Genomic DNA, 26,612 nt, shown 5'->3' with positions numbered 1-26,612 from the left:
CGTTCATCTCTATCTATGCTTGGTTAATCAACACATGCAGTACATAGCGCACTTAAACAAACTTCACGGAGATACCGCCCAATGGGCCGTAATCTGCATGAATCGTATCTCCCGCTTTCACTGGAATCGGACGCGTAAACGAACCTGCCAATACAACCTGGCCTGGCTCTAGCGCTACACCGTGCGGTGCAAAACGCTTACATACCCAGCAGATACCATTTGCAGGATGACCCAATACGCCAGCCGCAATACCTGTCTCTTCAATCTGGCCGTTTAGATACAATAAGGCTCCCGCCCAACGCAGATCGATATCCATAGGTTTTACAGGGCGTCCGCCAAGAATAATGCCGGCATTAGCCGCATTGTCAGAAATGGTATCCAATACTTTACGGGTGTAACCCGTATCAGGGTCCGTACGGTGACAACGCGCAGCGATTAACTCGATGGCAGGAACCACATAATCAGTGGCATTGAGTACATCAAAAATCGTGACATTGTCGCCTTCTAAGCGATCTTTTAGGACAAAGGCTAATTCAACTTCGATGCGTGGATCTAAAAAGTCGGATGCTTTTATCTGCGCGCCATCTTCAAAGAACATATCGTCAAGCAGCACACCGTAATCAGGCTGGTCAATATTAACGGCCATTTGCATGGCACGTGATGTCAGGCCAATCTTGTAGCCTTTTATAGAGGCCCCTTCAGCGATCTTGCGATCCACCCATGCTTTTTGAATCTTATAAGAGTCATCCATTGTCATATCTGGATACTCTAGTGTGAGCGCGGGAATCTGTTGGCGCTGTTTCTCCGCGTTATAAAGACGATCTGCTGCATTCTGAATCTGTTGGGGAGTTAACATGACAGCCCTTCCATCATTGCAAAGCTCTATTAATTGAAGCTTTGTTCTTTTGTTGGTGTCTGTATTTCATCTACGTTCAACAATTAATACATAACATGTTAAGTTAATATAATTAATATATTAAGTAATTTCCAGTTATATTTTAACGAGCCGACTTAATTGAATGGCGGAAGACGTAACGAAGTAAGCATGAGCATGCTTATAAAATTGATATTTACCTAGCCAAGTCGCCTTGTAATTAAGTGGTAACCTCTGAAGCTATCTCGCTTGAATGTGCTTCTCTAGGAGTTCTAGACTTTCTCTTCCAAGCATTACAAATGCCGCTAGCTCTGCTGTCACTGAGCACTCTGCTAAGCATTGCTGCTCTAGCAAGCGCGCCTGTTCACTGAAGCGTATTAAGCCGTAGAGTGCGGCACTACTACCGAGGGTATGGAGTTGTCGCTCAACCATGTTCAGGTCAAGGTTTACATCAAGATTATCTTGTTGCAACTCATCTAAGCGCTCAGATGCATCATTAATAAAGATCTTGCAAAGCTCTGGCAAAATATCTTCAGAGGTATCTTTTACAAGCTGTTCTATTTTTTTTGGGTCGAACATAAGGCTGAGCAAATTATCAGGCTTACGTTCCCTTTTTGCTGCAAGTGCATTATTGGCTTCACTCACTTCTTGTATCGAACTGCGTGATGAAGGTAAGTAACGACCGCTGACCTGCAACAAGCGGTTTTTATCAAGCGGCTTCTCAACATAGTCAGACATGCCATTAGCCAAAAACCTCAGCTCATCTTCTGGCATAGCATAGGCGGTGACCGCAATCACCGGAGTGTTCATCCATTGTGGTAGTTGTTTAAGCTGAGCCGTCGCCTCTAGGCCATCGATACCCGGCATAGATATGTCCATCAGGATAAGGTCAAATTTAGCCGTTGGGTATAATTCAATCGCTTGATAACCATCTTCAGCTGTCGTGACGGTTACACCGGCTGATTCCAACATCGCTTTTGCAACTAAGCGGTTGGTGGCACTGTCATCCACCAATAACACATGGCCTTGCAGTTTATCGGCGTAGATTGCACGATCAGGTGATTGAATGGGAGCTGCACATTCTATTAGTGGTATTTCAAACCAAAATTGACTGCCTTTCTCCGGTTCGCTGCCAAACTCTAGCTCGCCTCCCATTAAGTTCACGAGTTTATAACTGATCGCCAGCCCTAAACCCGTACCTTCATAAACCTTGTCACTTTTCGTTTGCTTAACGGTACTAAACTCGGAGAATATTTTTTGCTGTTCACTGAGCGGAATACCAATGCCGGTATCGCTGACCGAAAAGTGAATTCGGTTTTGCTGAGTTAACGTTAAACTTAAGCGTACTTCACCATAGTCAGTAAATTTTATCGCATTACCCAATAAGTTGAGCAGCACTTGCCGTAAACGCTGAGCATCAACATTAACCCACTCAGGTAGTGTTACATCCATTTCACAGTGTAATTGTATTGATTTTTCTTCCACGCGTAGATGAAATAACTGCCCCAGCTCTTTCAGCAAACGGGGCAGCTCACAATCCACTGGTTGTAGTACTAGCTTGTCAGCTTCGATTTTTGAGAAATCTAAAATATCAGAAATAATAGTAAGTAGGCTTTGACCAGATTCTGCCGCTGTTTCTATATATAGCTTTTGCTTTGTTGTTAGTGAGGTATCTTGCATGAGCTGCAATAAACCCAAGACACCATTTAACGGGGTGCGGATCTCGTGGCTCATCATGGCAAGAAAGCGCCCTCTCGCTGCATTTGCGTGCTCCGCGCTTTTTACTGCACCTTCTAGTGAAAGCTGCGTTTGTTTTAAGGCCGTGATATCAAGATGAGTAACAATGACCGAGCCATTTTCGCTACGCGTTTCATGAATTTCAATCCATTTACCCGCCTCTAATTGCAGCTCTGTTACCATCGGCAAGTTATGGTGAGCAACCTCCCTCTCGGCTAACCATGCCGTAGGGTTTTCTTGAGCATCGGGAAACAGGCCATGCTTAATGCAGTTCTTAAAAAATTCTCGGTAAGTAACCCCCTCTTTAAGCACACCACTACACGATTGGTACAATGCTTTGAACTGCCTATTCCAACGAATTAATTTATCACCCGCACCAAATAATGCAAAACCATCTTGGCTGCTTTCTAGTGCCTCAATTAACAACTGGTTTTCTCTTTCTGCACTCACTCGACGGCTGATATCACGAATCATTCCCAAAAATTGGGTTTCGCCCTCTATCTGCATACGATTAACACTGAGCTCGATAGGAAAAACTTCACCATTTTTGCGAAGGCCAACAAGGCGGCGTCGATTGCCAACAATCCCCCCCTTCTCCTGCCCTTGATAGTGAGAAAGGTAGTGATCATGCTGACTTCGGTAAGGTTCAGGCATCAACTTTGAAATATTCTGCCCTAGCAACTCAACTGCCGAATAACCAAAAACGCTTTCAAGCGCTCGATTGACAGACAGAATGACTCCAGCACGGTTAATCGTAATCATGCCGTCTATCACTGTATCTAAAACAACATTGAGCTTCTTCTCGCTAACGCTTAAAGAGCCCTCATCGTCAATTAACGTACTCGAGCCTTCTTTGTCTGTTGCAAAATCGTTGGTTTGGTTGGATGCCTGCTGCCCTGTCTGTGCAAGTAGAGCCGATTGAATGTGCTCTAAGAACTCTTCATTTGACCAAGGTTTAGCTAAGAATTTATGTACAACACCACTATGTACTGCTTGGAGTACGGTATCAAAGTCAGCATGAGCGCTCAGGATAATTCGAGTAGTCGTAGGGAATTGAGCCTCGATCTTGGCAAGAAGTTCTGTCCCCGTCATGCCTGGCATTCTGTAGTCTGAAATCACGACAAGAATCTGATGTTGTTGAATTAACCCCAGTGCCTCCTCTCCTGATTGCGCAGAGACATAAGTAATACCAGCCTTGCGCAATATACGCCCTAAAGATGCGAGAACAGATGCTTCATCGTCAACCAGCAGTACTTGCTTATTCACTCGACTCTTTCCTTAGCGTGCAACAGCTATAGTGGCTTAGCTTTGACTAGAAACATAAATGGAGAACACTTCATTTAAGTTGAATTCCATTTCACGAATACGCTCAATTGCTGTCTCATCCAGCGCTTGCTCTGCACTCAACAAGAGAATTCCTGATTCACTAATTAAATCCCGGCTGAGCTTCATTCCCAATGTAAGCTCACCACTTTGAATACAGCTATCTGATATAGATTCGCCTTTTTTAGCTAATAGCTGAATCAGTTTTTGTAACGCCGCTACAATGTCCTGATTGTAACGCTCGGGTGCTTTTGTCTGCAGATAGGCAACAGCTTCGGCGGTACTGTAATGTCTCTCGTCATATAACCCTGTTGTTAATTCAACGTAGTCGTTCATTACGCATATAATTTGCGCGCTAATACTGATTTGCTCAGCAGCAATACCTTTTGGGTAGCCACTTCCATCTAAATACTCTTTGTATTGAAGAATTACTTTCCCCGATGGATAGAGCGGCTTAACCATCATACAAGCCGCTTGCGCCAATAAAGGGTGCCCGTGAAACTCTCGCTGCTGTTTAGGGCTCATTTGTAGGTAGGGTGTTTTAATCAGTTCATCAGAAAAACTGAGTTTTCCGATATTTCTTAATTGCCAAGCATAATAAAGTTGCTTTAAGTCTGCGCCTTCAATACCTGAGTGCTTAGCAATACCCACCAGCAACTGGTTAAGCTGTAAATTAAGGCTTGAAACCTTAACACCCATTCGGCGAGCCGTTAGTGTAGAAAACATTCTAACAACAGAACGGTAGCTGCCTTTGAGTTGATCATTGGTTAGTTTGAGCTGCTGTGTACGCTCTTGCACTTTAGCTTCGAGGGACTGGTTAAGCTTCGCAAGCTCGGCATTATTTTGTGCAGTTTCTGCTTGAAGACGTAAATTTTCGGCCTTCATGGCGGCTAGTTCAAAGCTATCGCTCACCACCTTTTTTACTTGTTCATCATCCCAAGGTTTCAGCATGAAACGACTAATTTTACCCTTATTAATCGCATCAATTGTCGCTTGAGTATCTGAATAGCCAGACATCACGACTCTTTCGATGTCAGGATGTCTTTCTGATACCTTCTCTAAAAAACACCCGCCTTCCATCTCTGGCATACGCATATCACTGATAACGATATCAACGGGTTGTTGCTTAAGCATATCTAACGCCTCAATAGGTGAGGTCGTTGACAGTACTGTGCAACGTAATGGCCGCAGCAACCGTTTTAATGCGTTTAATACCGCTTGCTCATCATCAACGAGAAGTACGCTATTACCTTTATACTCCATTATTCTCTCTCTTTATTCGCCTATCCGATGAACACGTCACATAGATAAAGCCATAAGAACGACTACGTTCAATGTAATCGATTTAGTTTAAAGATCAGTTTAGTTCAGCAGCAGCGTTTATGCGTGATATATAAGAGGTGTAATAGCAGAAGATAAAAAAATAGCGGATAAATAAAAAAGCCCGATATAAATATCAGGCTTTCATAAGCAACAGAGCAACCCGTTTATTTACACAAAGCCTTATAACGCTTTAAGCCATCACGCTCAGATATGCGAGTGCGCCACTGATTAATGTTGTTATAAGCACTCAAGTCAAACTTTATATCATCACAAATACCCACAACAAACGATACATTTAAATCGGCCAAGGTAAATCGATTAGCCACCAAAAAGTCGTTGCCTTCTAGCTCTGCATCTAAGCTTGCAAGCATCACAGGGAGTTTTTCAAAAGCTTTAGCGATCACATCTGCGTTACGATGTGGCTCTGGTACAAATACCAACTGAATAAAAGCATCGATCATTGGTACTTGTAAATCGGCTACAGACCAAATACCCCACTGGCTCACTAAACCACGCTCTTGTGCCGTTGTGCCTAGAAGCTCAGGCTTATATGCATCTGCAATATAGTTATTAATGGCAAGCGACTCCCAAATCGTGAAGTCGCCATCTTTAAGTGCCGGTACTTTGCCGTTGCGATTGATCTTCAAAAACGCTTCAGACTTATGCTCGCCCGCTTTAAAGTCGATAGTTTTTGTTTCGTAAGATACGCCAGACTCTTCTAGGCACCAGAAACAACGCCCTGCGCTAGATTTTGGGCTACCATAAATTGTTATCATTATTTGTTCCTGTCGGTGTTAATTTAGCCGGTATTTTACGGGACTAATCAGGTAGTTACCTACTAAAAACGGATGCACACTAATAAGCTGATCAGTCACATCGGACTGTACAATAAAAGCAATATCACTGACATCTTTCTCAGTCTTGGCGAGAACTTCATAGGCCAGTCCTTTACGTAATATCAACTTACCCTCTTCGTAATAATCGGCGTCTAAAACAATTTGGTCACCTTCAAGAAGGCTGTACCAAAAGAACTCTGAATCAACGAGTGGGTTAATATCTTCTTCTTTGATAATCACGGTAGAACTACGCCATGTCGTATTGCAAGATGCACAATTTCTGAATTATTGCTGAGTGATAGCTTACGCATAATATTAGATCGGTGTGCATGTACCGTTTTGTGACTCAAGTATATAGACTCAGCAATCTGTGTTGCTGTCTGCCCCTCTGCTAACAAGGTGAAAATTTCAAACTCTCGCTTGGTGAGTAACTTAACAGGGCTAATTTCTTCATCGTCACCATCATTAATGATCGCTTTGATGCTTTCAGAGAAATGTGTTCCGCCCAAGTACACATCCAAAACAGCCTTCACCAGCTCTTCAGGTGCACAGCGTTTTGTTAAGTAGCCTTTTACACCCACCTTCACCAAGCTTTTAGGATAAGGGTTAGACTCCCATACAGTCAGCACAATGACTTTTGCTAACGCATCATGCTCGATGATTCTCTGAATCGCTTCAATCCCCCCCTGAGCACCAGATGCAGCTGGAGAGTCTGCATCACTCGGCATCGAGAGGTCCATAATAACAACATCTGGTGAGGTCTTCTTATAAGTATTAAAGGCTTCTCGGCTATTGTTAGCCTGGGCTATAATTTCAATTTGCGGATGAGAGTCAAGCAACTGCTTAAATCCTGCACGCACAATATCATGATCATCAACGAGTAGTACTTTTGCTGTCTTCATAACGCCTATTTACATGTACTGATGGGTTGCTGATAGAAAATTAATATCGATATAGGGGAAACCCAGTATAGCACTGCTTAAATTTTCATCAATTCTGAATTCGAATCTGCGCCAGTATATGCTTCACTACTATCAATATCTAACGCATAAACTGACGCCTGATTTGGGTCTTTACAGCCGGCGGGATAAGCCACCAGCTCATCACTGTATCCAACCAATTTAACACCTTCTTGCTGGCAATGACGTAATACTTTCTCCAACGCTTTTATAACGGCAAGCTGACGGTCGTTAAACTCTCCCGCCCCTAGTTCACTTCTACGTTTGCCCGTTACTTGGCGAATAACATAACCATCATCTCCAAGTAACTGAATACTGACACCTGTAATCTTTTCTTTAACCAATAACAGCTTTGCTTGTGCGAACACTTCCTCAGATAAACAATTAACAGCGTCGCCCTCAGAGCACGATAAAAGAGCTGCTCTAATGGTTTCGTTATCCGCTTCTAACTGTAAATCAGTATCCATGCGTTTTCCTGGAAGTATTTATCCGACAAGATTCGTATATAAGAAATTGATTATTAAGACATACTTTTTGCCAGAGATAGCTCATTTTTGCAATCAGTTAGTGCTTTTAGTGCATCATCATAACGTGCATCTTGCTGGGCTACGACTAGCTCCAAGCGATGTTGTTGCTGCATTGCGGCCCTTTCTTTACTCAACAACTGATCTTTAAGATCAATACACTCTTCTTCTTTACTCTTAAGAGATGACTCTAGATTATTGATTTTTATCAAGTTAACTTTTATTTCAACTTTCGCATCAAGCAATGAATTACTATTATCCAAAGAAGTATTAGGCGCGAGAGAAGCATTATCACGCTGAATTATTTTTAGCTGTTTATTTTCTCGATTAATTTCGTCTCGCTCAGCAGTTGCTCGAATCAATAGAGTCTCAGACGCCAACAATTTTTGCTGAGCGTCCATACACTGCTCGTTAAGGGAGTCACTTTGAGCACGCAAGGTCATATTTTTTTGCTGTAGCTGGTCAATCGTAGCTCTTAACTGTTCTAGCTGTTCTAGGTTCTCAACTTTACGACTGTGTAGTATATCTGCGACCTCATCCCTCTCATTCTTAAAAGAATGATGAGCATAAGCTAGCGCTTGATCCCACAGCTTATTTGCTGCACTAATGACAGGTTCTGGCAGCTCTGGATGCTGATCTTTTCGGTTCATTCTGTCCGATAAGGTCGACCACCAAGTATTTAATGCAGAATTGATAGTTGTAATACTGCCGCTGCCAATACGGTCTCGTACATTTTGTTGTGTCGGGCGCGTACCTTCTTGTAACAGGAGATCAGCTGTGGCAAAAACTTTTTCTCGGGTATCTGACTTTTTTGGCATAAATAATACACAGTTCGTATTGTTTGATACGTATCATATCTGTATTAACTCTGTTTTTCATGCCAAAGAAACACTTTTTAATTATAAATCAGTGATCGGCAATGCTGCCACCGGCTTATTCAATGTACTGAGCAGCTTAAGTGCTGTGTAGGCATCATTCGCTGCATATAAAAGCTGATTATCCCTTAGTTCCCGCGCGGCCCAATTCGACATAGTTACCGATTTTGATTTTTGAAACTTGCGGTTAAAAACGATAGCGACGGCGGCCTTCACACCTAACTCTTTACGATAACCTTGCTGCCTAAAGACCCTATCCATATCCAAAATAGCCTTAGGCGTTATACCCAGCTTACGACGCAAGTGGCTTTTATCCGACTTCAACCCAAAGCCTACTTTTATCACGTTGGTCGATTCCATTAATTCAGTTACATGCCTATGACTCTCAACCTTATGCAATTGAAATATATAGGCAGTCTCTAAGGTTGTGAGCTGCACAATATGCGGCCCCAGAGAAGCCTCCCCTTTTTGGAACGTTGGCCGCGATTCCGTGTCAAACCCTATAAATTGACAGCGAGCGAGATCGCTAGCGGCAGCAGCAAATTCCTCTTTCGTATGAGGCACTATGATTTGTTCTAACGACAGCCCGGCAAAAGGCTCTAAAAGCGCCATTTCAGATTTTGTTGGTGCATCTATTTCATTTGCCATTTAGCTATCTCAAAATTGTTCTGATAATGATTTTATGCAAACAAGCATAGTAACTGATTAATACTAGAGGACTTATTCTTTTTGACTTCCTATTTACGCCTCTTTTAAATCTAGCCTATGCTTTAAACAGTGTTCACATATTTAAGGAGTATTGATATGACTATTCGAATAGCGATTAACGGCTATGGACGTATCGGCAGAAATATCATGCGCGCCTTATATGAAGGCGACCACAAGGAGCATTTATCCATCGTTGCTATTAATGATTTAGGCGATGCCGATGCGAGCGCTCTTTTAACTGAATACGACTCTGTACATGGACATTTTGAACACGCCGTTTCAGTTTCAGAAAACAAAATGTTTATCGATAACGATGAAATTATAATATTAAAAGAAAGCGACCCACATAACTTAAATTGGGGGGGCTTGGATATTGATATCGTTTTCGAGTGTACAGGCCGTTTTACTGCCCGAGAAAATGCTGCCATACACTTAAAACAAGGTGCTAAAAAAGTGCTCATTTCGGCACCAGGAAAAGATGCCGACGCTACCATTGTTTATGGTGTAAACCATGAAATATTAACCGCAGAGCATCTCATAGTATCCAATGCTTCTTGCACAACAAACTGCTTGGCACCGATGGCGCAAGTGCTTAATCAGCATATTGGTATCAAACAAGGGATCATGACCACAATCCACTCTTACACCAATGACCAGCACCTGTCTGACGTTTACACTAACGATATTTATCGCGCCAGAGCCGCAGCATTATCCATGATTCCGACACGCACCGGGGCAGCCGAAGCCGTCAGTTTGGTCTTACCTGAACTCAAAGGGAAGCTATCGGGCTTAGCGGTACGCGTCCCTACAGCTAATGTCTCCTTGATTGACCTCAGTTTTACTGCGAACCATAAAACCAGCCTTGAAGAGATCAATAACCTGATGCAGGATGCCAGCCAAGGGCAACTGCAAGGAATCCTTGCTTACAACGAGTTACCACTAGTTTCAGTAGACTTTAACCACAACCCAGCTTCGTGCATTTTTGATAGTACTCAATCCATTGTTAGCGATGGGCTCATTAAAGTATTTGCTTGGTACGATAACGAATGGGGATTCTCAAACCGCATGCTAGATACCGCACGCGCTATGAGTCTCGTTTAACTTTACCTAACGGGCATCAGCTAACCCGCATCACGCCAAACAATTTTGCTGCCTAACTCTGATGCCTTAATATCAATACGCGCAGGTATTTGTTCTTTAAGCTCAGCAACGTGGGAAATGATACCTATCATTCGCCCACTTTTTTGCAAATCAGTCAGTGTGCGAATGGCTAAATCCAACGATTCCGGATCAAGACTACCAAAGCCTTCATCAATAAAGAGTGTGTCTAAACGAATACCACCCGCATAAGCCTGCACTACATCAGATAACCCTAGCGCCAATGCTAATGCGGCCATAAAGCTCTCTCCACCAGAAAGCGTTGCTACTGCACGCACTCTCCCGCTGTAAGCATCCTCAACTTCTAGATCCAACCCTGATGCCTTATTTCCTTTGGCACGATCTTCTTTACGAAGTAATCGATAGCGGCCTTTACTCATCAGTGCCAAGCGATGGCTCGCTTCAATCAACACATCATCCAACAGCACGCTTAACACAAAGCGTTGTAAACTAACCTTGTTACCGGTCTGCCCGTTAGCTACATCACTCAAGGTGCCTACTACCGCATATTGCGCTTCAAGTGCAGAGCCCTCTTTATTTAATGTGGTTATTCGCTGTTGCGTATTTTGTAAAAGCGTTAGCTGATCGTGCATCAAACGCCACTGCTGCTCAGCTGCAAGTAATGCCTCTTCTTCAACCGAAATTTTATCTAAATACGGCTGTAAATCAGGACGGACGGACTCCCCTAATACCTGCTGCTGGCTTTGCAATGCACCTAGATTGTGTTGCACCGCTTTTTTATAGCCTTCAATACACTGCACAAGGCTGTCTTTTACTGCAGCATCAAGGAGTGATTCCTTGAACTCTTCTACACTCTCAAAGGCACTCCCCAATAAGCTTGCTAGCCATTGAGTTTTGGCTGCATCTAGTGTTTGCTGGCTTTGTCCTACATTCTCTTGAAGAACACCTAACGCAGCACCAGCAGAATCATGTTGCTCTTTTGCCGTGTCATAACGCATTTGTAGGCGGCTCAACTGCTGCTCACAACTATTAACGGTATCTCGTTGCTGTGTGATGCCCGCATCTAGCACATCTAGTGAGCGGTATGCTTCAGGCAGCTCTTGCTCTGCTATTTGGTAGGCTTTGAGCTCTTGCGCTACAAGCTGGCTGGCAGCATTCCAAGCGTTCTGCGCTTCATCCATTGAACTTAACAACGGCAACTGCGCATTTTTATGGCCGCTTAATGTTTGCTCCGCTTTTCTCAAAACATCTTGTTTAGCTTGCAAATCATCCCAGCGCTTCTTAAGCACAGAAAAGTGCGACTGCATCTCTTGTAACGATGCATGCGATGCTTCACCTAGCGCTTGATTCAGATCTTTATCGATGTCAGAAATTTCTAAAGACAAGCGGGATATTTCTGTTTTAATTGAGCGATAATTTTCTCGCTCAGCATTGAGTAAATCACTGGCTTCCTGAAACTGCTTTCTTACCTGTTCAACCATTGCTTGAGTGGGTGGTGGAACTTCTGAATGCGCAGGTGAAGGATGATCAATACTACCGCACACAGGACAAGGCGCTTCATCGTCCAATGTCATCGCCAAAATGGCAGCTTGCGCTAGATGCCAATCTCGCTCGATAGTGTTTGCTACTTTTTCCTTCTCATCAGCTAATGCTTTTAGTGCCCCGCCTTTTTGCCCAGAAGTATGAAGGGTTGTTTCAAGCGTGATTTTTTGGCGTTGTAGCTGCTCAACTTTCTTCTTTTTCTCTAACTGCCCAGAGTAACTTTGCAACGTAAGTGAAAGCCCATCAGATTGCTGTATAGACAATCTTAATTGCGCAATGGATTGCTCAGTTTCGTCAATATTCTTTTGATTAGCACCGTGTAGCTGCTTCGCAAGCCCCAGTGCAGCCTCTGTTTTTGACGAAGCATTAATAGCAGCAACATGGTTATTTTTTAAGCTTTGCAGTTTCTGAACGCGAGACTGATACCCCAATAAAACCTGCAGCTGCGCTTTATGATCATCCAGCTGCTGCTTTAACGCAGGTGACTGTGCATGCTCAATAGATATTGCGTGCAAAGACTGCTCAAATAGCTTGAGCTTTTCTGTTTCTGTTTTAAAGCGTTCAGCATGTTTTACATGTATCGCTGTAGAGGATTCATAGCGCTCAAAATCAGGAGCAATTTGTTGCGCCTCACTATGGCATTGCAACTGCGAAGATTGTTGATCAATAGCGTTTTGCTGCTTTGCCAACACTTGCTGCTCAGCAATCAAGCTATCCAACTGTGTAAAACGTGAAATTAACTCTACGGCCTGATCTTTCTCACGTAACGCTTTTACCCGCTCTTCAAGCTGCAGGTCGTAAACCTGTTTAAGTTTTTGCGTTTCATCCGAAGCATGCTGAAGCTTTTCAGTGAGTGCTTCAAGACTCTCTAATCCTGTTTGGCCCAACAGCGTAGCTTTTTGCTTATTGAGAGAATCAACTTCACGCCGCACTTCAGCAGAGCGGTTTTTCAATTCATCTTCTAGGCGTTTGTAAATTTGCGTCTGAAACAACTGACTAAAAATATGCTCTCTATCTTTTGAATCCGCCGTTAGTAACTGGCGAAACTTACCTTGAGGCAATACCATCACCTGGCGAAACTGATCGGCATTCATGCCTAGCAGCTGCTCAATTTCACGGGTGGCTTCCGTTACTTTATTGCTGACAATCAACTTTTCTGGCGTGCCATCATCTGCCAATGACCATAGCTGGGCTTCTGCTGACTGCTGAGTAAATCCATCTCCTCTCGCTTTTGGGCGCGCCTGTTCTGGAATACGTCGGATCCGATAACATTTACCGGTTAATTCAAAGGTAAATGTCACCTCCGTTAGCAGGCTTGGTTGCGCGAGATCTGAGCGCATCTGCGCTCCTTCGCGCTCATCACCCGTGGTTTTGCCATACAAGGCGAAGCAGATTGCGTCTAGTAAGGTGGTTTTTCCTGACCCCGTTGGACCATTGATCAAAAAAAGCGGTTTATCTCCTAAGCGCGAAAAATCGATATTTTCTTCTGCCGCAAAAGGACCAAAAGCACACATCTGTAACGTTAATGGATGCATCTGTTACAACACCTTTTGCAGTAGATCTTTATCATGCAGATCAGTGAGAGTTTGCGATACATAAGCTTGCTGCTCTTTAGTCAGTGACTCCCCATTAACCTGCTCAAAAAAATCACTAAACATGGAGAACTCGCCTTTTTTGAGCTGATCACGACGGGTACTTTGCTGCGGATTAGCAGCCATCAGGCCGGGGCGCTCAATATGCAGCACGTTAGGATAAACATCGCGCAATTTACCCATCACATCCAATATCGCTTGTTTATCGGTTAAGCGTATTTGCAAGTAGTCATCTTTTTTAGGGTCACTCTTGCCTTGCACAAGAATTTCACTCAATTCACCGGTAATAGTGCGCATGTCTCTTATTGGCTGCAAAGGAATCTGCGTGACTTCATCAACACCCTGACTCCCCATCTCAACCAGGGTTACCGACTTGATTTGTTTCTCTTCAGAAAAAGAATATTTAAGGATCGAGCCTGAATAACGAATGGTGTCGGCACCTTTGTATTGGCGGCCATGTAAATGCCCTAATGCGACATAACCAAAAGAGGCGAAATGTTTATAAGAGATTCGCTCAGCCCCACCTATCGACAAAGGGCGTTCTGATTCGGACTCCTCACCACCATCAATAAAGCAATGGCTCAGCAATACAGTGCGTGTATTGGCGGGAATACAGGACTGTATAGAAGCCACAACATGCGCCATCGCTTCATCATGCGTACTCGCTTCCACTCCAAGCACATGCCTTACTGAAACAGGGTCAGCATAGGGAACCCCAAAAAAAGCAACATCACCATGCTTATCTTGCAGCGTAACGGGCTGAGCAATTTGCTCAAGATCTGCCAATATATGCACACCAGTTTGCGCCAATTGAGAAGAAGCAAAACTCAAACGCGCCGCACCATCATGATTACCACTAATCATAATGACCGGAATTTTTAATTGATTAACTCGATCCAAAACATCATCTAGCAAAGCAACCGCTTGCGATGGAGGAACAGAACGGTCATATATATCGCCCGCGATCAGCAACACATCCACTTGCTGCTGGTCGGCAATATCAACTATTTGGTTTAGTACGTGGCGCTGATCTTCAAGCAGAGAAACGTTATGAAACTGTCGCCCAATATGCCAATCCGATGTATGCAGTATTTTCACAAGTCATCTCTTTAATACTCTGTTTTTAAAAGAGTTAATTTATTTTTAATTTGAACATTCACTATTAAACAAACGAGAGAACAACTCAAAGTCTTGCATATTAATAGTTTGCGGCGGCTTAACAAAATCAGCGACTAGAGCATCAAAACATTGCTGGTAAGGGTCCAGCGCTACACGCGTATTCTCTTTAATGAAATGCACCCAAGCGAAGCTTTCTTTATCGTTTAATAAGTCATAAGTTTTAGTGACAGTGCCGATACAGGTCGTTGGCCTATCATCTAGCTTGCTCTTTGGTTTAAGGCTTAAACTTTGGATGCTCGCATCCTTACTGACCTTTTGTGTGGTAGCTAAGTCGAGTGTAGAACCGAGCGTATCTAGTGCCATTAACGTTGCAGGATTAACGTTTATATCCACCTCTAAAATAGCTTCTGACACTAAGCGCGCCGACTGTATTCCACCATTACAACGGTCGCCACTTTCACCAATACTGGTGATAAAATCGCGCGTACCTGCCCCTATATGTGGCAAACGCCCAATGACATAAACGGAAGCATCTGTGCCTTTTTGACCTTGCCTATCATGTACCAGCAATAGCTCCATCGCTTTATCTAGCGTACCCACGGGCTGGTAAACTACATAACCTTGAGACTGGCCCAGCTCATCTACCGGGCGCCTTGCATAGTAGCCACCATCTGGAGTTTGCTTAACGGTGATGTCTTTATACTTTTCAGAGCATGCATCCATATCAAACGCACCGCCCTCTTCTTCCTGAGTTTTTAGCTCGTTCAAACACAACGGATGAAAAATAGGAACAGACTCAGGCCCTTCATACGATGCGCCCGCATGAACTGATACTGCAACAGGTAAAGAAAAGACCAACGAGGCTAAAGCCAGGGATGTAAAACGCATTAATGCTCCAGTATTCAACGGCTAAAATGGCGGCATGCGACTCCTTGAAACAGCAAGTAAATAAACACCTGCAAACATACCGTACGCTAGGATAGCAAAAACGAGATAAATAATATGCGTTTACAAGGTACTTCGCACACACCGTTATGCTAATGTTGACGGCTTTGTAATATAACGGTTTTTCTCTGTGAACAAGTCTATTTTTATTACGGGTTGCTCCACGGGTATTGGCTTAGACGTTGCTCTGGGCTTAAAAGCGCGTGGGTATCAGGTTTTTGCTTCAGCGCGTAAGCCTTCTGATGTTCTTCGCTTAAAAGAGCTAGGCTTACAAGCCTGCCAGCTTGACCTTGACGACAGCGAGTCAATTCAGCAAGGCGTTGAATGGCTATTGGAGCAAACCGACAACACTCTTTATGCTCTATTTAATAACGGAGCGTATGGGCAGCCCGGTGCAGTTGAGGATCTATCCCGTGAAGTACTTCGCCAACAGTTTGAAACCAACCTGTTTGGCTGGTTAGAACTCACTAACCTGCTAATCCCTGTTATGCGACGCCAAGGCCATGGCCGTATCATTCAAAACAGCTCGGTATTGGGGCTCATCACCATGAAGTATCGTGGTGCATACAATGCCAGCAAGTTCGCACTAGAAGGCCTTACCGATACATTAAGACAAGAGCTTCATGGCTCCGGTATACATGTATCACTGATTGAGCCTGGCCCGATCACCAGTGATTTTAGAAAAAATGCTTATATAAAATTTAAAGAAAACATCAACACACAAGGCAGTGCCCACCAAGCAACCTATGAGGTAGTCGAAAAGCGCTTAGCAGCCCAGCCTGACTCAAGAAAAAAAGACCCTTTCACACTCGGCCCAGAGGCCGTGTTAAAAAGAGTAGTTCACGCACTAGAAGCAAAAAGGCCAAAAGCACGCTATTACGTGACCTTTCCTACCTATCTTTTTGCTTATTTAAGAAGACTACTGTCAGCTAATATGCTGGATGCGGTACTGCGTAAAGCTTCTGAAGGAGAGAATAAATAAGCGATCACGGAATCTAAAAGCCCAAGCTAATGTTTCCTCCTGCTACAAGCGAAACGTTATTACGAAGACAACTGATACTTATAAAAAACAACAGAGCGGTCTTCATTAAGATACGTGGTGAAACCTAAGCCTTCTAATAATTTTGCAGATGCTACATTCTCTTTCTCTACACCTGCCATTAATACTTTTATGACAGCATCTGCTAAACACCAACCAATAAGCCCGCTCAAACACTCTTTCGCATAACCTTTACCCCAGTGTTGCTCACCTAAGAGGTATCCGATGTGCGCCGTATTATTTTCTATAGAAAGAAAAACAAACCCCAGCAACTCGTTAGTGTCCTTGCTACTGACAGTTAACAGCCTGCTGTCACTCGTCATTTTTTCATACCACGCTTCCGCTTGCGCCAGCGACGTAATGCCATGAAAATAAGACGGCAAAGCCTTCACAACCAAAGGTGAAAAAAGCGCAATTGCTTTACGTAGCAACACAGTTCGAGAGCCGCCAGCCAAGCTAGACGTTAGCTCATCAATCAATAGTCTCTTTGTTTCAAAAAGTTTTATGATTACTCTTCCGTCAATCGAATGTTCGAGTAGTAGCTCGTAGCAGAGCTCTTAGAATTATCAGTGTCTGTCATGATAGCAATGGCATCGATATAGCGGATCTCTTTACCAAAGAGTTTTTGTAGATCTTCTTTTATATTGCGCTTTTCTGTTACCCAGCCGTTACCGTCTTCACTGCCTCTTACCGCGAGCATCATAGCGCTGCCATTCGTAAACGGATTTGGCCACACATCATTTGTATGTGATTGTTTTGACCAAACATAGCTAATTGCTTTAGTGCTCAGGAATGTCCAGCCATCCTGCACAACAATATAGATGCGGGCTGCAAAATCATCACCGGCTTTTACTTTTTCATCGCTAACAGCAGGGAATTTTTCTACACGCCATGACCAATTTAAAAACGGTGTTTTATTGAGATCAATTTTCTTTTCGTAAAAAAGCCCCGACGCTGCTTGGCTACTTTTCGCTAGAATCACTTTTTGCTGAATTTGCTCGTCATAAACAACGCTATAATCGGTATCTCCCGAAAAGCTTTTATGCTTCCAGTCGATAATCTCCGTTGCGGGGTAACTAATATCCGCTGCATGAACCGGTGATAAGGCAATAGCTGCAGCTATCATTAACGCCCTACAAGACAGCTCTTTTATAGATAGCTGCTTTACAAACCCAAGATTCATAAGCGGATATTTAGTCATCACATTGCCTTTTTTGTTTACGCTTTTCGAGCCAAATAAACTGTATTTGTTGAGTCTTCTTGCAAATACGGGTTAGGGAAACTGACAACGTGAGATTCAGAAGATTCAAATATACGATCAAGTAACGCCATAAAATCTGCTGCGGGCGGCTCATCAGACCATAAACCAAAAATACCACCCGAAACAATTTTGTCAGACACGTCACGTAATCCCTGCTCTGTGTAAAAAGCACTGTTACCTGGGTTGAGCCAATAACTTGGCGAATGATCAATATCGAGCAATACAGCATCTACTTGCGGATGAGGTACACCTTCAGGGTAAGCGAGACCATCAAAACCTTTTGTCTTGGATGTTGCCACATCAAAAAAATCTGCATGTATTAACGTACACCGCGAGTCTGCTGTTAGCTCACTACCCAAAGGCACCAAACCACGCTGATGCCAGTCGATAACTGGTGCCATAACATCAACCACTTTAAGAGAGCGCACACTATCATGCTCAAGAGCTGCCTTAGCGGTATAACCTAGCCCCAGGCCTCCAACAACCACATCAAGCTCTTTGCCTTTTAATGCTCCTAGACAAATTTTGGAGAGCTGAATTTCTGCCTCCGTAAACAAACTAGACATCAAGAATTCATCATCCAGTTTTATTTCATAGAGAATTTTATTATTGAGCCTTGGCTCGGACCGACGTCTCAGGCTAATCACACCCAGTGGAGTTTCCTGATAGTCCAGCTCTTCAAATACAACGCTCATAGATGTTATCCGATTAAAAACAGAAAAGACTCATTATTCCCTGCCGCGAGTAGCTCCGCAAGCAAAGGGTAAAACCATTAGCGCCTCCTGCACGCAGCCTATTTGTAAACCTTCATGCAAAGCAGGCACGTAAAACACAAGCTTATGGCCTTGCTCAGTCTTAATTTCACAAATAAACGCTAATAATCATTAAAAATTCTCTCATATATCTATACCACGCTTAGTGTTATGTAGAGCTTTAACGCTATAATGCGCATCGTCCAAATATGCGGGGGTTTGTCATGAGAGTCTGTGGTGTTGAGTTAAAAAATAATGAAGCTATTATCTGTCTTTTATCATTATCTGACGGACTATTTGATATCCCTGATTGCAGAACAAGTCGCATTACATTATTGGATAGCAATGATCGACAGAATTTGAAAGACTTTCAGTTTAGCTTTAATAAACTGATGACCGACTATAAAGTGGAAAAAGTAATTATCAACCAGGCTCCTTTGAAAGGTAAGTTTTCTGGAGGCGGCCTCGCATTTAAGATGGAAGCGACACTTCAGCTGGTTGATGATCTTGATGTTATCATCTTGCCTGCTTCTGAAATCAAAGAAGTTTTGAAGCGCAACCCTCTGGGTATTCCATTTAAGGAAACCGGTTTGAAAGAATTCCAACAAGTGGCTTTTAATACAGCGTATGCGTATCAGCAACGAGAAATGTTCGCCTGATCGAGCACCAACACTTTTCACTTCAGATACAAAAACGCCTCAAGAGACAAAGCTCACTTGAGGCGTTATTCTTTAAACGCTTACACGTTATTTATATTTTTGCAGGCAACACAGTACTTCTCACTTCACCAAAACCGATACGTGCAGCACCTTCTTTTTTGCACCAACCTTTAAGCACAACGGTATCGCCATCGTTTAGGAAAGTACGGCTTTCACCATTACCCAAGTCGATAGATTCTTTACCACCACGAGATAACTCAAGCAGTGAACCTGACTCTTCATAATCAGGGCCTGACTGTGTGCCGCTTCCCAAGAAGTCACCCGGTTTTAGATTACAACCATTCACTGTATGGTGAGCAACCATTTGCGCAACAGTCCAATACGAATACGAGAAATTAGATAAGGAAACTGACTTATCTTGTTGATTTTCAACACGCATTTTTTCTGTTTGAATCAATACTTCTAATTTAATATCAAACGCACCCTGCTCACGGTTTGCACCAGATTCAAGGTATGGAAGTGGTTGAGGATCAGCAGCATCACGCGTCCAAGGAGTTCTAAACGGTGCCATCGCTTCTAGTGTAACGATCCATGGAGAAACCGTTGATGCAAAATTTTTCGCTAAGAATGGACCTAATGGTTGATATTCCCATGCTTGAATATCACGCGCAGACCAATCATTGAACAAACAAAAACCAAAGACGTGATTATCACTATCATCCAACTTAATAGCATCACCCATTTCATTCCCTTGGCCGATATAAATACCTAGCTCAAGCTCATAATCCAAACGCTTACATGGGCCTAATGAAGGAGCTTCAGCATCAGGGGCTTTCGTCTGCCCTACTGGACGATGGAATGTTTGGCCTGAAACACCAATTGATGATGAGCGACCATGATAGCCAATTGGTACCCATTTGTAGTTTGGCAGTAATGGGTTGTCTGGACGGAACAATTTACCGACGCTGGTAGCATGATGAACAGAGGTATAAAAATCAGTGTAGTCGCCAATGGTTGCTGGTAAATCGAACTCAACATCCGACTGTGCAATTAAACAGCTTTCTAAAGATTTGTCTGCACCTTCTCTTAGCGCACGTGATAACGCTAAACGTAAAGCGGATGCATATGCCACACCCATGCCCATAAAATTATTAAGTGTTGGTTGTGAACACGCTTTCGCTGCTGTTGCTGCTTCACCTAAGAAGAGTGCCTTTTCATCCACCGCTGCCAGATCAACAACTTGATCACCAATCGCTACACCGCCACGAAATTCCTCGCTTGAGCCTGAACGACGGAAAATAGCAAAGGGTAGGTTCTGAATAGGAAAGTCGCTATTCGTTTGATTCGCACTACCAACCCAGCTTTTCAATGCAAGGTCATGGGTTTCATTCAACGTATTAACATTGCTCATAGTATTAGTTCTCTACTCTTATTCTATCTACCCAGAAACAACAAAAACGAAAGCCAGTTACTGGCTTTCGTTTACTAATTCAAACACAAGATCATAGATTTATTTTGAAGAAAACTCTTCTTCATGCATCCAAGCAGCATGCTTAGGTGCTTTTTTAGTCCGTGACCATTCTTCCAACATTAGCGGTGCTACTTCTTTCAACTGCTTCATCTGGTCGTCAGTACCTGTTAAGCAGGTAAGCTCAAGACGATGACCATTTGGATCAAAGAAGTAGATAGACTTGATAATGCCGTGATTAGTTGGGCCTAATACATCAAGACCTTTACCTTCTAGTTCTGCTTTCGCTTCCATCAAAGCTTCTTCGCTTTCTACACGAAAAGCAATGTGTTGGACCCATTCAGGAGTCATGCGATCACGGTCCATTTTTGGCTTAGTTGGCAATTCAAAGAACGCCAAGATATTGCCGTTACCTGCATCCATGAAAAGGTGCATGTATGGATCAGGTTCTTTTGTAGAAGGCACAAGGTCTTCTGCAATAGCAACTAAAAACTCCATATTGAGCATATTCTGATAGAACTCAACCGTTTCTTTTGCATCGTTACAGCGGTAAGCGACGTGATGGATCTGTTCAAGTTTAATCATTAATATGCCCTCGGCTAACTATTGTTGTTGGTATGGACACCATATTAGTAACATTGGTTACCAATGTCAAAATTCATAATATTTCTATAACCTATTGTTACTAAAGAATTTAAACACAATTTATTGATTGATTCCTATCAGGAAATTGTATTTTTACTCATTACACCATAAGATATAACTCTGTTTTATCCATTATTGTAGAAAACGTATGACTTCCTCAAATACGGTTACAGAACCATCCAACGCTTTACGACTAAGCGACTTTTTCCCCTACCGACTAGCCATGCTCAACGCGTCTGTTAGCGAAGTCATTGCTCAACTCTACTCAGGGCGTTTTAATTTAACGCCACAAGAGTGGCGAGTTGTTGCAGCATTAGGTGAAAAATCACAGATGTCGGCTAAAGAGATTGCTCAATTTACCAGCATGGAAAAAATGCAGGTTAGCCGCGCCATCTCTAACCTTAAAAAAGCAGCGCTATTAACACAGAATGTTAACAAGGAAGATCGACGTTTCTCTAGTGTCTGCCTATCAGAGCAAGGTAAACAGACATACCTACAGATAGTGCCACTTGTGACTGCGCGAGAAGGTTATTTATTATCAGCCCTGTCTGTTGATGAACAAGAGCTCTTTAGCCAGTTTGTTGATCGCATAGCTCAACAAGCCGAAACTCTCAAACAGCTCGGCTGACTTTTTGTGAAGTTTCATAAAAGTTTAATATTATGACGGGTGTTTTTTTGTGACAATGCGCTCGTATTTCAACATCCTGACTATGAGTCCTAACAGATGAAGATCAAGAAAAGTGATTTAACCACTGTCATTCAATGGATTGATGTACAGCTGAGCAAGGATGATAAATTTCCTTTCGACCAAGACGCGTCTTCTAAGGCATCGAAAAAGCACCTCAAAGCACTTAAAGCATGGCGTAAATGCTCACGTAATTTAAAAGAGGTAAGAGAGTGGTGTGAAGAGTGGCTAGACAAAGAATATGAAAATAAACTAGCGACATCTTTAGACAACACCAAAGCACATAAGGCTAATCATACTCTTAAGCTAACCCAAGAAGCACATGATCTACTAACAGCCCAGGCTGATAAAGAAGACTTATCACCTTCGCAGCTCATTGTAGCCCATTTCTTATCAAGCCATAATTAACGAGTCAGTAGTCTTCGCTTTTTCTTGCAGATTGATGATACTCACACAATCAACCTGCAAGAAAAACTCACACCAAATTACTTTTAAATCGAATACCACTTGCCAACAACACACCGCACGTAATAAAGCCGAGTCCAACCCAAGCCACCAACTGAATGGGTTCTCCTAATAGATACAACCCGCCAAGTACCGCCAAAACAGGCGTAAATGCACCAATTGCAGACGTATTCTCTGCTCCCAACTGGCGAACAGCAAATCCATAACTAAAACCTGTTATAAGCCCGACACATAGAACCTGTACCACGACCTGATAAGCCGTTTGCTCTATCGGTGCATGCATAAACGTAACATCCCAGACACCAAACGTCACACCTGCGAGCAAAACGCTTGATGATGACACACAAAGCCAAGCAGCCGCATCCCAAGGGCGCAATTTTGACAGTTTTAAGCTAACAGTAAATATTGCCCACGATAAGCTAGCGCATAAGAAAAAAATATCTCCTCGCCAATGTTCTGAGCCTGTATTAATCATTGTCATTACGAGTATGGTCGCTATCCCTATAACAATAGAGGAAAGCCCCAAAGCACGCTGCTGTGTGAGCTTTTCACGATAAAAGATAACGGCAGCAAAGGTAACAAACAGTGGAAATGTTCCGGTAATAAGCAAACCTGCATCAGCGACGGGGGCATAACGCATTCCCAAAGATGATAAGTAGAAAAAAGGTAATCCAGCACCTAACATAATACCCAACAGATAACGCTTAGGGGTGTGACGAATACTCGGCAAGGATTTAAAAAAAACGGGTAGCAGAATCAAACCTGTTATGCCATAACGCAACACGGCTAAATCGATCGTTGAAAGCTGAGACTGGCTACCGACTCTCATAGAAATTAACCAGCTCGCCCAAATGAAAATTGTCACAATGGCTGCGATAATTCCAGTATGAGCGGGCGAAAGCCCTACCAAACGCTTGAGTACTAATGCAGTCATGACAATCTCTACTATATAAAGCGCTATTATCAATGCTTTATACGCCGCATGTCCTTGCTATTTACACCTTGAATTAACTTATAATTAGCATAAAATGCCAATAAATATAGAATTATATATAGATAATGCCAACAATGAACAAAGTAGATTATAAAATAGCCTCGTTATTGCAACAAGATGGGCGCCTCAGTAATGTTGAGCTATCAGATAAGATCGATTTATCACCCTCCCCCTGCTTAAGACGAGTGAAGAAGCTAGAAGAGGAAGGTGTCATCACTGGCTACTACGCAGCTCTGGATCGCCAGCTCGTAGGACTTGGGATGACTATCTTTGTTGATGTTAGTCTGGATAACCATCGCGATGAGGCAAGCTTACAATTTGAATCTGCAATTTTAGCGATGCATAACGTCATTAGTTGCTTTGTTGTATCTGGCGCATCGGATTACCGCTTAGAGGTTGTTGTATCAGACCTGCTGACTTACGAGGCATGGCTCAAAACATTACAACGTCTACCTATCGTAAAAGATATACAAAGCAACTTTGCCATCCGCGCTGTTAAAACCACCGCTCCTTTGCCTCTTAAATATTAGCTACATTTATCTGATGTATGGCTGAGCCTGATGCAATCACGCCCCGCATCTTTGGCTGCATAAAGTAGATCATCGCTACGCTTAAATAGATCATCTACAACACGGTCTGAATCTAGTATCTCTGTCAGCCCAATACTGATCGTATAACGAATACTTAACCCACTATAGACCACACTGTTATGACGGTTGGCATATAAAATTCGCTCAGCCAAGCCAATGGTTTCGTTTAATGGCGTGTTGGGCAACAGCACAACAAACTCCTCGCCGCCATAACGAGCGAATAGGTCTGTGCTGCGTAATAAGTTATTGGTAACACTCGCTAGAGAGCGTAATACTTCATCACCAGCTTGGTGGCCATACTTATCATTCACTTCTTTAAATAGGTCAATATCCATAATCATCAAAGAAAATGACTGATGATACCTACGCGCCCTAGCAAACTCTTTTTCTAAATTTTGCTGAAAAACATAACGGTTACTAATGCCTGTTAAACTATCAAGTTCAGCCTGGACCTTGAGCGTTTTCTCAGCTAAGCGACGCTTACTTATCTCTCGCCTAAGCGCTGCGGTTAATGAAAACAGGTACCAGATAATACCTACAGCAACTAAAAATGGGATTATTAGTAATTGAATCCAGTGTTTATATTCAATCCATAAGTCTTCTGCCCCTGCCGGAACATAAAGAAAACTATCCAAGTTGTATTGATCAATTAAACCCAATGATAGATATGTTTCCGCAATTTTTTGCCAGCGCTCCCGATTAATATAGCCAATTTCTATCACATCAGAGTTCATCAGTTTTTTTATTTGCTTCGCTTCATACAGAAGAAAGTCCTTATCGTAAGCAGCCCGACGAGTTTTATAATTCTTAACAATAATGTCTGCAATTTCTTCTGGATTATCCATCGCATACTTCCAGCCTCTCAAACTAGCTGCACGAAATTTCTCTACTATCTCAGGCTGCTCATCCAGCATTTTTTGACGCGTAAAAAGTAAGTCACCATAAAAATCTATTCCATACACTCTAGGCTCAATCAATATAGGAGTATGCCCAGCTTTCTCAACAAAATAGGGCTCATCTGTACTATATGAAGGAATAAGCTGAGTATGGCCAGACAAAAGGTCATCTAGCTCCCACGTAGGGAAATGGTTATTGAGGCTTGTCAGATCGACCCCCGCCACTTTAAGAGCAGCGATTGCTTCAGCATCCATCCGTTCATCACCGTCACTAGGCAAATTCAATGATATAGGCCGGTACGGGCCGATATCTTCCAGACGATCAAAGTCATATTGATCAGTCGTTAAAAAAATATAAGGCGAATGCTGCATAATGTTTGCTAGCACGACAAAGGGTAACCCTTGGCCATGATTGATCAATAAATCAGTACGCGTTGAGCCAAACTGAGCTCGGTTAAACAATACTTCTGCTTCTGGCACAACAGCGTGTCCAGTACTGTCATAGCCTCCATCCTTGATGGTAACGTCTAGCCCGACTTCTTTGTAAAAACCTTTTTCCTTGGCCGCATAATACCCGGCAAACTGGAATTGATGATTCCATTGCAACTGAATAGCCACAGGAGTGAGTTTGTTTTGTGCTTGCACTTCGAACGTAAAAAACAATAAAAAAACTGCAACAATGACAACAACCCGACTATTCATTCGGGAACATACAAATTGATGCATACCCGTCATCCTTAATATAAAATGAACAAAAGCCAACTATATACTTAAGCATAGCAGAGAGATGGCACAGCTCTACTTTTTTCACTATGTTAGGTTTTCATTTCTGATAGAGTACTTAAAAGTAATTATATTCTGGGACTTTTACAGGAGCATTAATGGGTTTATTCACATCACTTTTGGGTATGTTTACTGCAAAAGACAACGACACAACCTCTTCAACGCCTTTTTCGCAAGAGGAATATAAGGGTTACCTTCTTACCGCTACGCCTGCTGAAGAAAATTCTCAGTTTCGTATTAACGGTTTAATCAGCAAAGATGAGCGTGAGCATCCGTTCATTAGGGCCGATGTTCTGCCAAGCCAAGAAATGTGCGCACAAGAAACATTTCGTAAAGCTAAGCTTATGATCGACCAACAAGGTGACAACCTTTTTAACTAACCCACTTGATTTATTACTATGAACGCGGCGAAGCCAGCTATATGACAGGTCATTAAGCGTATTTGCTAATGCACTTACGCTAGTGATTTTACGTACTATTTTTAAGCTCATCCCCCCCTTTCTTATAAACACACCCCTCAATACTTTTTTATTTCTTCACATATGTTAATTTTGAATCTACTATACTGTATATTAAAAAGGGGTATCCCTTTAGCTCCATTCATATACTAATCAGCAACATTTTACTTTTTTATCACATCCTTGTAGGTAATTGGGGATGTTAAAATACTACGCTGAAGCAGTCGATAAAAAAGTAAGCCTCTAGATTTTGAGGTCCGTCGATTAAAACGAAAAACAAACTCATCTAGATATGAATCAAGTTGTTTTGGCTGTATCGCCCCATGATGTGTGCCTAGCAACCACCGTTGCAATAAGGCAGCAACGCGATGAACGCCTGGCATAGATTCATGAGCAGCAACATCTGACCCAAGATGAACCGAGCGTCGATGCGTATATCCT

The 26,612-nt window shown here is 42.8% G+C and carries 27 protein-coding genes; 7 read left to right on the top strand and 20 right to left on the bottom strand.

Annotation, left to right across the window (positions count from 1 at the left end; all coding sequences use genetic code 11):
• Positions 1–52 precede the first annotated feature (52 nt).
• The 9 genes from hpaH to G511_RS22025 all read right to left on the bottom strand — a co-directional run bounded on the left by hpaH (position 53) and on the right by G511_RS22025 (position 9,099).
• Entirely contained in the window at positions 53–856 is an 804-nt protein-coding gene (gene hpaH, locus G511_RS0106845) for a 2-oxo-hept-4-ene-1,7-dioate hydratase (protein ID WP_028468986.1), read from the bottom strand.
• Positions 857–1,114: 258 nt separating this feature from the next.
• On the bottom strand, positions 1,115–3,877 hold the full coding sequence (locus G511_RS0106840; protein WP_028468985.1) for a response regulator: 2,763 nt from the start codon (positions 3,875–3,877) through the stop codon (positions 1,115–1,117).
• Between the two features lie 36 nt (positions 3,878–3,913).
• Positions 3,914–5,197: a response regulator c-di-GMP phosphodiesterase, NosR family gene (gene nosR / locus G511_RS0106835; RefSeq protein ID WP_028468984.1), complete on the bottom strand. Its 1,284-nt coding sequence runs from the start codon at positions 5,195–5,197 to the stop codon at positions 3,914–3,916.
• Positions 5,198–5,421: 224 nt separating this feature from the next.
• On the bottom strand, positions 5,422–6,033 hold the full coding sequence (locus tag G511_RS0106830; RefSeq protein WP_028468983.1) for a glutathione S-transferase family protein: 612 nt from the start codon (positions 6,031–6,033) through the stop codon (positions 5,422–5,424).
• 18 nt (positions 6,034–6,051) lie between these two features.
• Positions 6,052–6,333, bottom strand: a complete 282-nt coding sequence (locus G511_RS0106825) for a hypothetical protein (protein ID WP_028468982.1) — start codon at positions 6,331–6,333, stop codon at positions 6,052–6,054.
• Positions 6,330–6,995, bottom strand: coding sequence for a response regulator (locus tag G511_RS0106820; protein ID WP_028468981.1), 666 nt, complete (start codon positions 6,993–6,995; stop codon positions 6,330–6,332). The genes G511_RS0106825 and G511_RS0106820 overlap by 4 nt, the downstream gene beginning before the upstream one ends.
• 77 nt (positions 6,996–7,072) lie before the next feature.
• The gene (locus G511_RS0106815; protein WP_028468980.1) at positions 7,073–7,519 is read right to left on the bottom strand and encodes a hypothetical protein; all 447 of its coding nucleotides are present in this window, start codon (positions 7,517–7,519) and stop codon (positions 7,073–7,075) included.
• A 53-nt stretch (positions 7,520–7,572) separates the two neighbouring features.
• On the bottom strand, positions 7,573–8,394 hold the full coding sequence (locus G511_RS22030; protein ID WP_051221653.1) for a DNA-binding protein: 822 nt from the start codon (positions 8,392–8,394) through the stop codon (positions 7,573–7,575).
• 81 nt (positions 8,395–8,475) lie between these two features.
• Entirely contained in the window at positions 8,476–9,099 is a 624-nt protein-coding gene (locus G511_RS22025) for a 3'-5' exonuclease (RefSeq protein ID WP_051221651.1), read from the bottom strand.
• Between the two features lie 156 nt (positions 9,100–9,255).
• On the opposite strand from G511_RS22025, the gene gap reads away from it, so the two are divergent.
• Positions 9,256–10,260 carry a type I glyceraldehyde-3-phosphate dehydrogenase gene (gene gap / locus G511_RS0106800; RefSeq protein ID WP_028468979.1) on the top strand — a complete coding sequence of 335 codons (1,005 nt, stop codon included), beginning with the start codon at positions 9,256–9,258 and terminating at the stop codon, positions 10,258–10,260.
• A 20-nt stretch (positions 10,261–10,280) separates the two neighbouring features.
• Here gap and G511_RS0106795 read toward each other — a convergent pair whose 3' ends face one another.
• From G511_RS0106795 to G511_RS22020, 3 genes are read right to left on the bottom strand one after another with little or no spacing between them, the layout of a single operon-like run.
• The gene (locus G511_RS0106795; RefSeq protein ID WP_028468978.1) at positions 10,281–13,355 is read right to left on the bottom strand and encodes an AAA family ATPase; all 3,075 of its coding nucleotides are present in this window, start codon (positions 13,353–13,355) and stop codon (positions 10,281–10,283) included.
• Positions 13,356–13,358: 3 nt separating this feature from the next.
• Positions 13,359–14,510 (bottom strand): exonuclease SbcCD subunit D, encoded by a 1,152-nt coding sequence (locus G511_RS0106790; protein WP_028468977.1) that lies wholly within the window; start codon positions 14,508–14,510, stop codon positions 13,359–13,361.
• A 45-nt stretch (positions 14,511–14,555) separates the two neighbouring features.
• Positions 14,556–15,419, bottom strand: a complete 864-nt coding sequence (locus tag G511_RS22020; RefSeq protein WP_051221650.1) for a hypothetical protein — start codon at positions 15,417–15,419, stop codon at positions 14,556–14,558.
• A 187-nt stretch (positions 15,420–15,606) separates the two neighbouring features.
• Between G511_RS22020 and G511_RS0106780 the strand changes: the two genes are divergently transcribed.
• Positions 15,607–16,458 carry an SDR family oxidoreductase gene (locus G511_RS0106780; RefSeq protein WP_028468976.1) on the top strand — a complete coding sequence of 284 codons (852 nt, stop codon included), beginning with the start codon at positions 15,607–15,609 and terminating at the stop codon, positions 16,456–16,458.
• A 59-nt stretch (positions 16,459–16,517) separates the two neighbouring features.
• On the opposite strand, the gene G511_RS0106775 is transcribed toward G511_RS0106780, so the two are convergent.
• Genes G511_RS0106775 through G511_RS0106765 form a run of 3 tightly spaced genes read right to left on the bottom strand, consistent with a single transcriptional unit; the run spans position 16,518 to position 18,471 of the window.
• The gene (locus tag G511_RS0106775) at positions 16,518–16,994 is read right to left on the bottom strand and encodes a GNAT family N-acetyltransferase (protein WP_051221648.1); all 477 of its coding nucleotides are present in this window, start codon (positions 16,992–16,994) and stop codon (positions 16,518–16,520) included.
• A 29-nt stretch (positions 16,995–17,023) separates the two neighbouring features.
• Positions 17,024–17,716, bottom strand: a complete 693-nt coding sequence (locus tag G511_RS0106770; protein WP_051221646.1) for a DUF3047 domain-containing protein — start codon at positions 17,714–17,716, stop codon at positions 17,024–17,026.
• 17 nt (positions 17,717–17,733) lie between these two features.
• Positions 17,734–18,471, bottom strand: coding sequence for a polyamine aminopropyltransferase (locus tag G511_RS0106765; RefSeq protein ID WP_028468973.1), 738 nt, complete (start codon positions 18,469–18,471; stop codon positions 17,734–17,736).
• Between the two features lie 281 nt (positions 18,472–18,752).
• On the opposite strand from G511_RS0106765, the gene G511_RS0106760 reads away from it, so the two are divergent.
• Positions 18,753–19,187, top strand: a complete 435-nt coding sequence (locus G511_RS0106760; protein ID WP_028468972.1) for a DUF3010 family protein — start codon at positions 18,753–18,755, stop codon at positions 19,185–19,187.
• Between the two features lie 91 nt (positions 19,188–19,278).
• On the opposite strand, the gene fahA is transcribed toward G511_RS0106760, so the two are convergent.
• Together fahA and G511_RS0106750 are read right to left on the bottom strand one after the other, a co-directional pair.
• Complete coding sequence (gene fahA / locus G511_RS0106755; protein ID WP_028468971.1) at positions 19,279–20,598, bottom strand: fumarylacetoacetase; 1,320 nt, start codon at positions 20,596–20,598, stop codon at positions 19,279–19,281.
• Positions 20,599–20,697: 99 nt separating this feature from the next.
• Positions 20,698–21,240 carry a VOC family protein gene (locus G511_RS0106750; RefSeq protein ID WP_028468970.1) on the bottom strand — a complete coding sequence of 181 codons (543 nt, stop codon included), beginning with the start codon at positions 21,238–21,240 and terminating at the stop codon, positions 20,698–20,700.
• 208 nt (positions 21,241–21,448) lie between these two features.
• Between G511_RS0106750 and G511_RS22015 the strand changes: the two genes are divergently transcribed.
• Complete coding sequence (locus tag G511_RS22015; RefSeq protein WP_084629030.1) at positions 21,449–21,928, top strand: MarR family winged helix-turn-helix transcriptional regulator; 480 nt, start codon at positions 21,449–21,451, stop codon at positions 21,926–21,928.
• Positions 21,929–22,024: 96 nt separating this feature from the next.
• Positions 22,025–22,393 carry a hypothetical protein gene (locus G511_RS0106740; protein ID WP_028468969.1) on the top strand — a complete coding sequence of 123 codons (369 nt, stop codon included), beginning with the start codon at positions 22,025–22,027 and terminating at the stop codon, positions 22,391–22,393.
• Between the two features lie 67 nt (positions 22,394–22,460).
• On the opposite strand, the gene G511_RS22010 is transcribed toward G511_RS0106740, so the two are convergent.
• Positions 22,461–23,384 (bottom strand): DMT family transporter, encoded by a 924-nt coding sequence (locus G511_RS22010; protein WP_051221643.1) that lies wholly within the window; start codon positions 23,382–23,384, stop codon positions 22,461–22,463.
• A gap of 134 nt (positions 23,385–23,518) precedes the next feature.
• On the opposite strand from G511_RS22010, the gene G511_RS0106730 reads away from it, so the two are divergent.
• Entirely contained in the window at positions 23,519–23,974 is a 456-nt protein-coding gene (locus tag G511_RS0106730) for an Lrp/AsnC family transcriptional regulator (RefSeq protein ID WP_028468968.1), read from the top strand.
• Here the strand turns inward: G511_RS0106730 and G511_RS0106725 are convergent.
• Positions 23,971–25,656 carry a GGDEF domain-containing protein gene (locus tag G511_RS0106725; protein WP_169565728.1) on the bottom strand — a complete coding sequence of 562 codons (1,686 nt, stop codon included), beginning with the start codon at positions 25,654–25,656 and terminating at the stop codon, positions 23,971–23,973. The genes G511_RS0106730 and G511_RS0106725 overlap by 4 nt on opposite strands.
• Before the next feature lie 155 nt (positions 25,657–25,811).
• On the opposite strand from G511_RS0106725, the gene G511_RS0106720 reads away from it, so the two are divergent.
• Complete coding sequence (locus G511_RS0106720; RefSeq protein WP_028468966.1) at positions 25,812–26,093, top strand: HlyU family transcriptional regulator; 282 nt, start codon at positions 25,812–25,814, stop codon at positions 26,091–26,093.
• 242 nt (positions 26,094–26,335) lie between these two features.
• Here G511_RS0106720 and G511_RS0106715 read toward each other — a convergent pair.
• A partial coding sequence (locus G511_RS0106715; RefSeq protein ID WP_028468965.1) for a transposase occupies positions 26,336–26,612 on the bottom strand: 277 nt, incomplete at its 5' end.

Origin of the sequence: Neptunomonas japonica DSM 18939, from assembly GCF_000422765.1 — a bacterium.
GTDB lineage: Bacteria > Pseudomonadota > Gammaproteobacteria > Pseudomonadales > Balneatricaceae > Neptunomonas > Neptunomonas japonica.
This window is presented reverse-complemented; position numbering and strand designations above follow the sequence as displayed.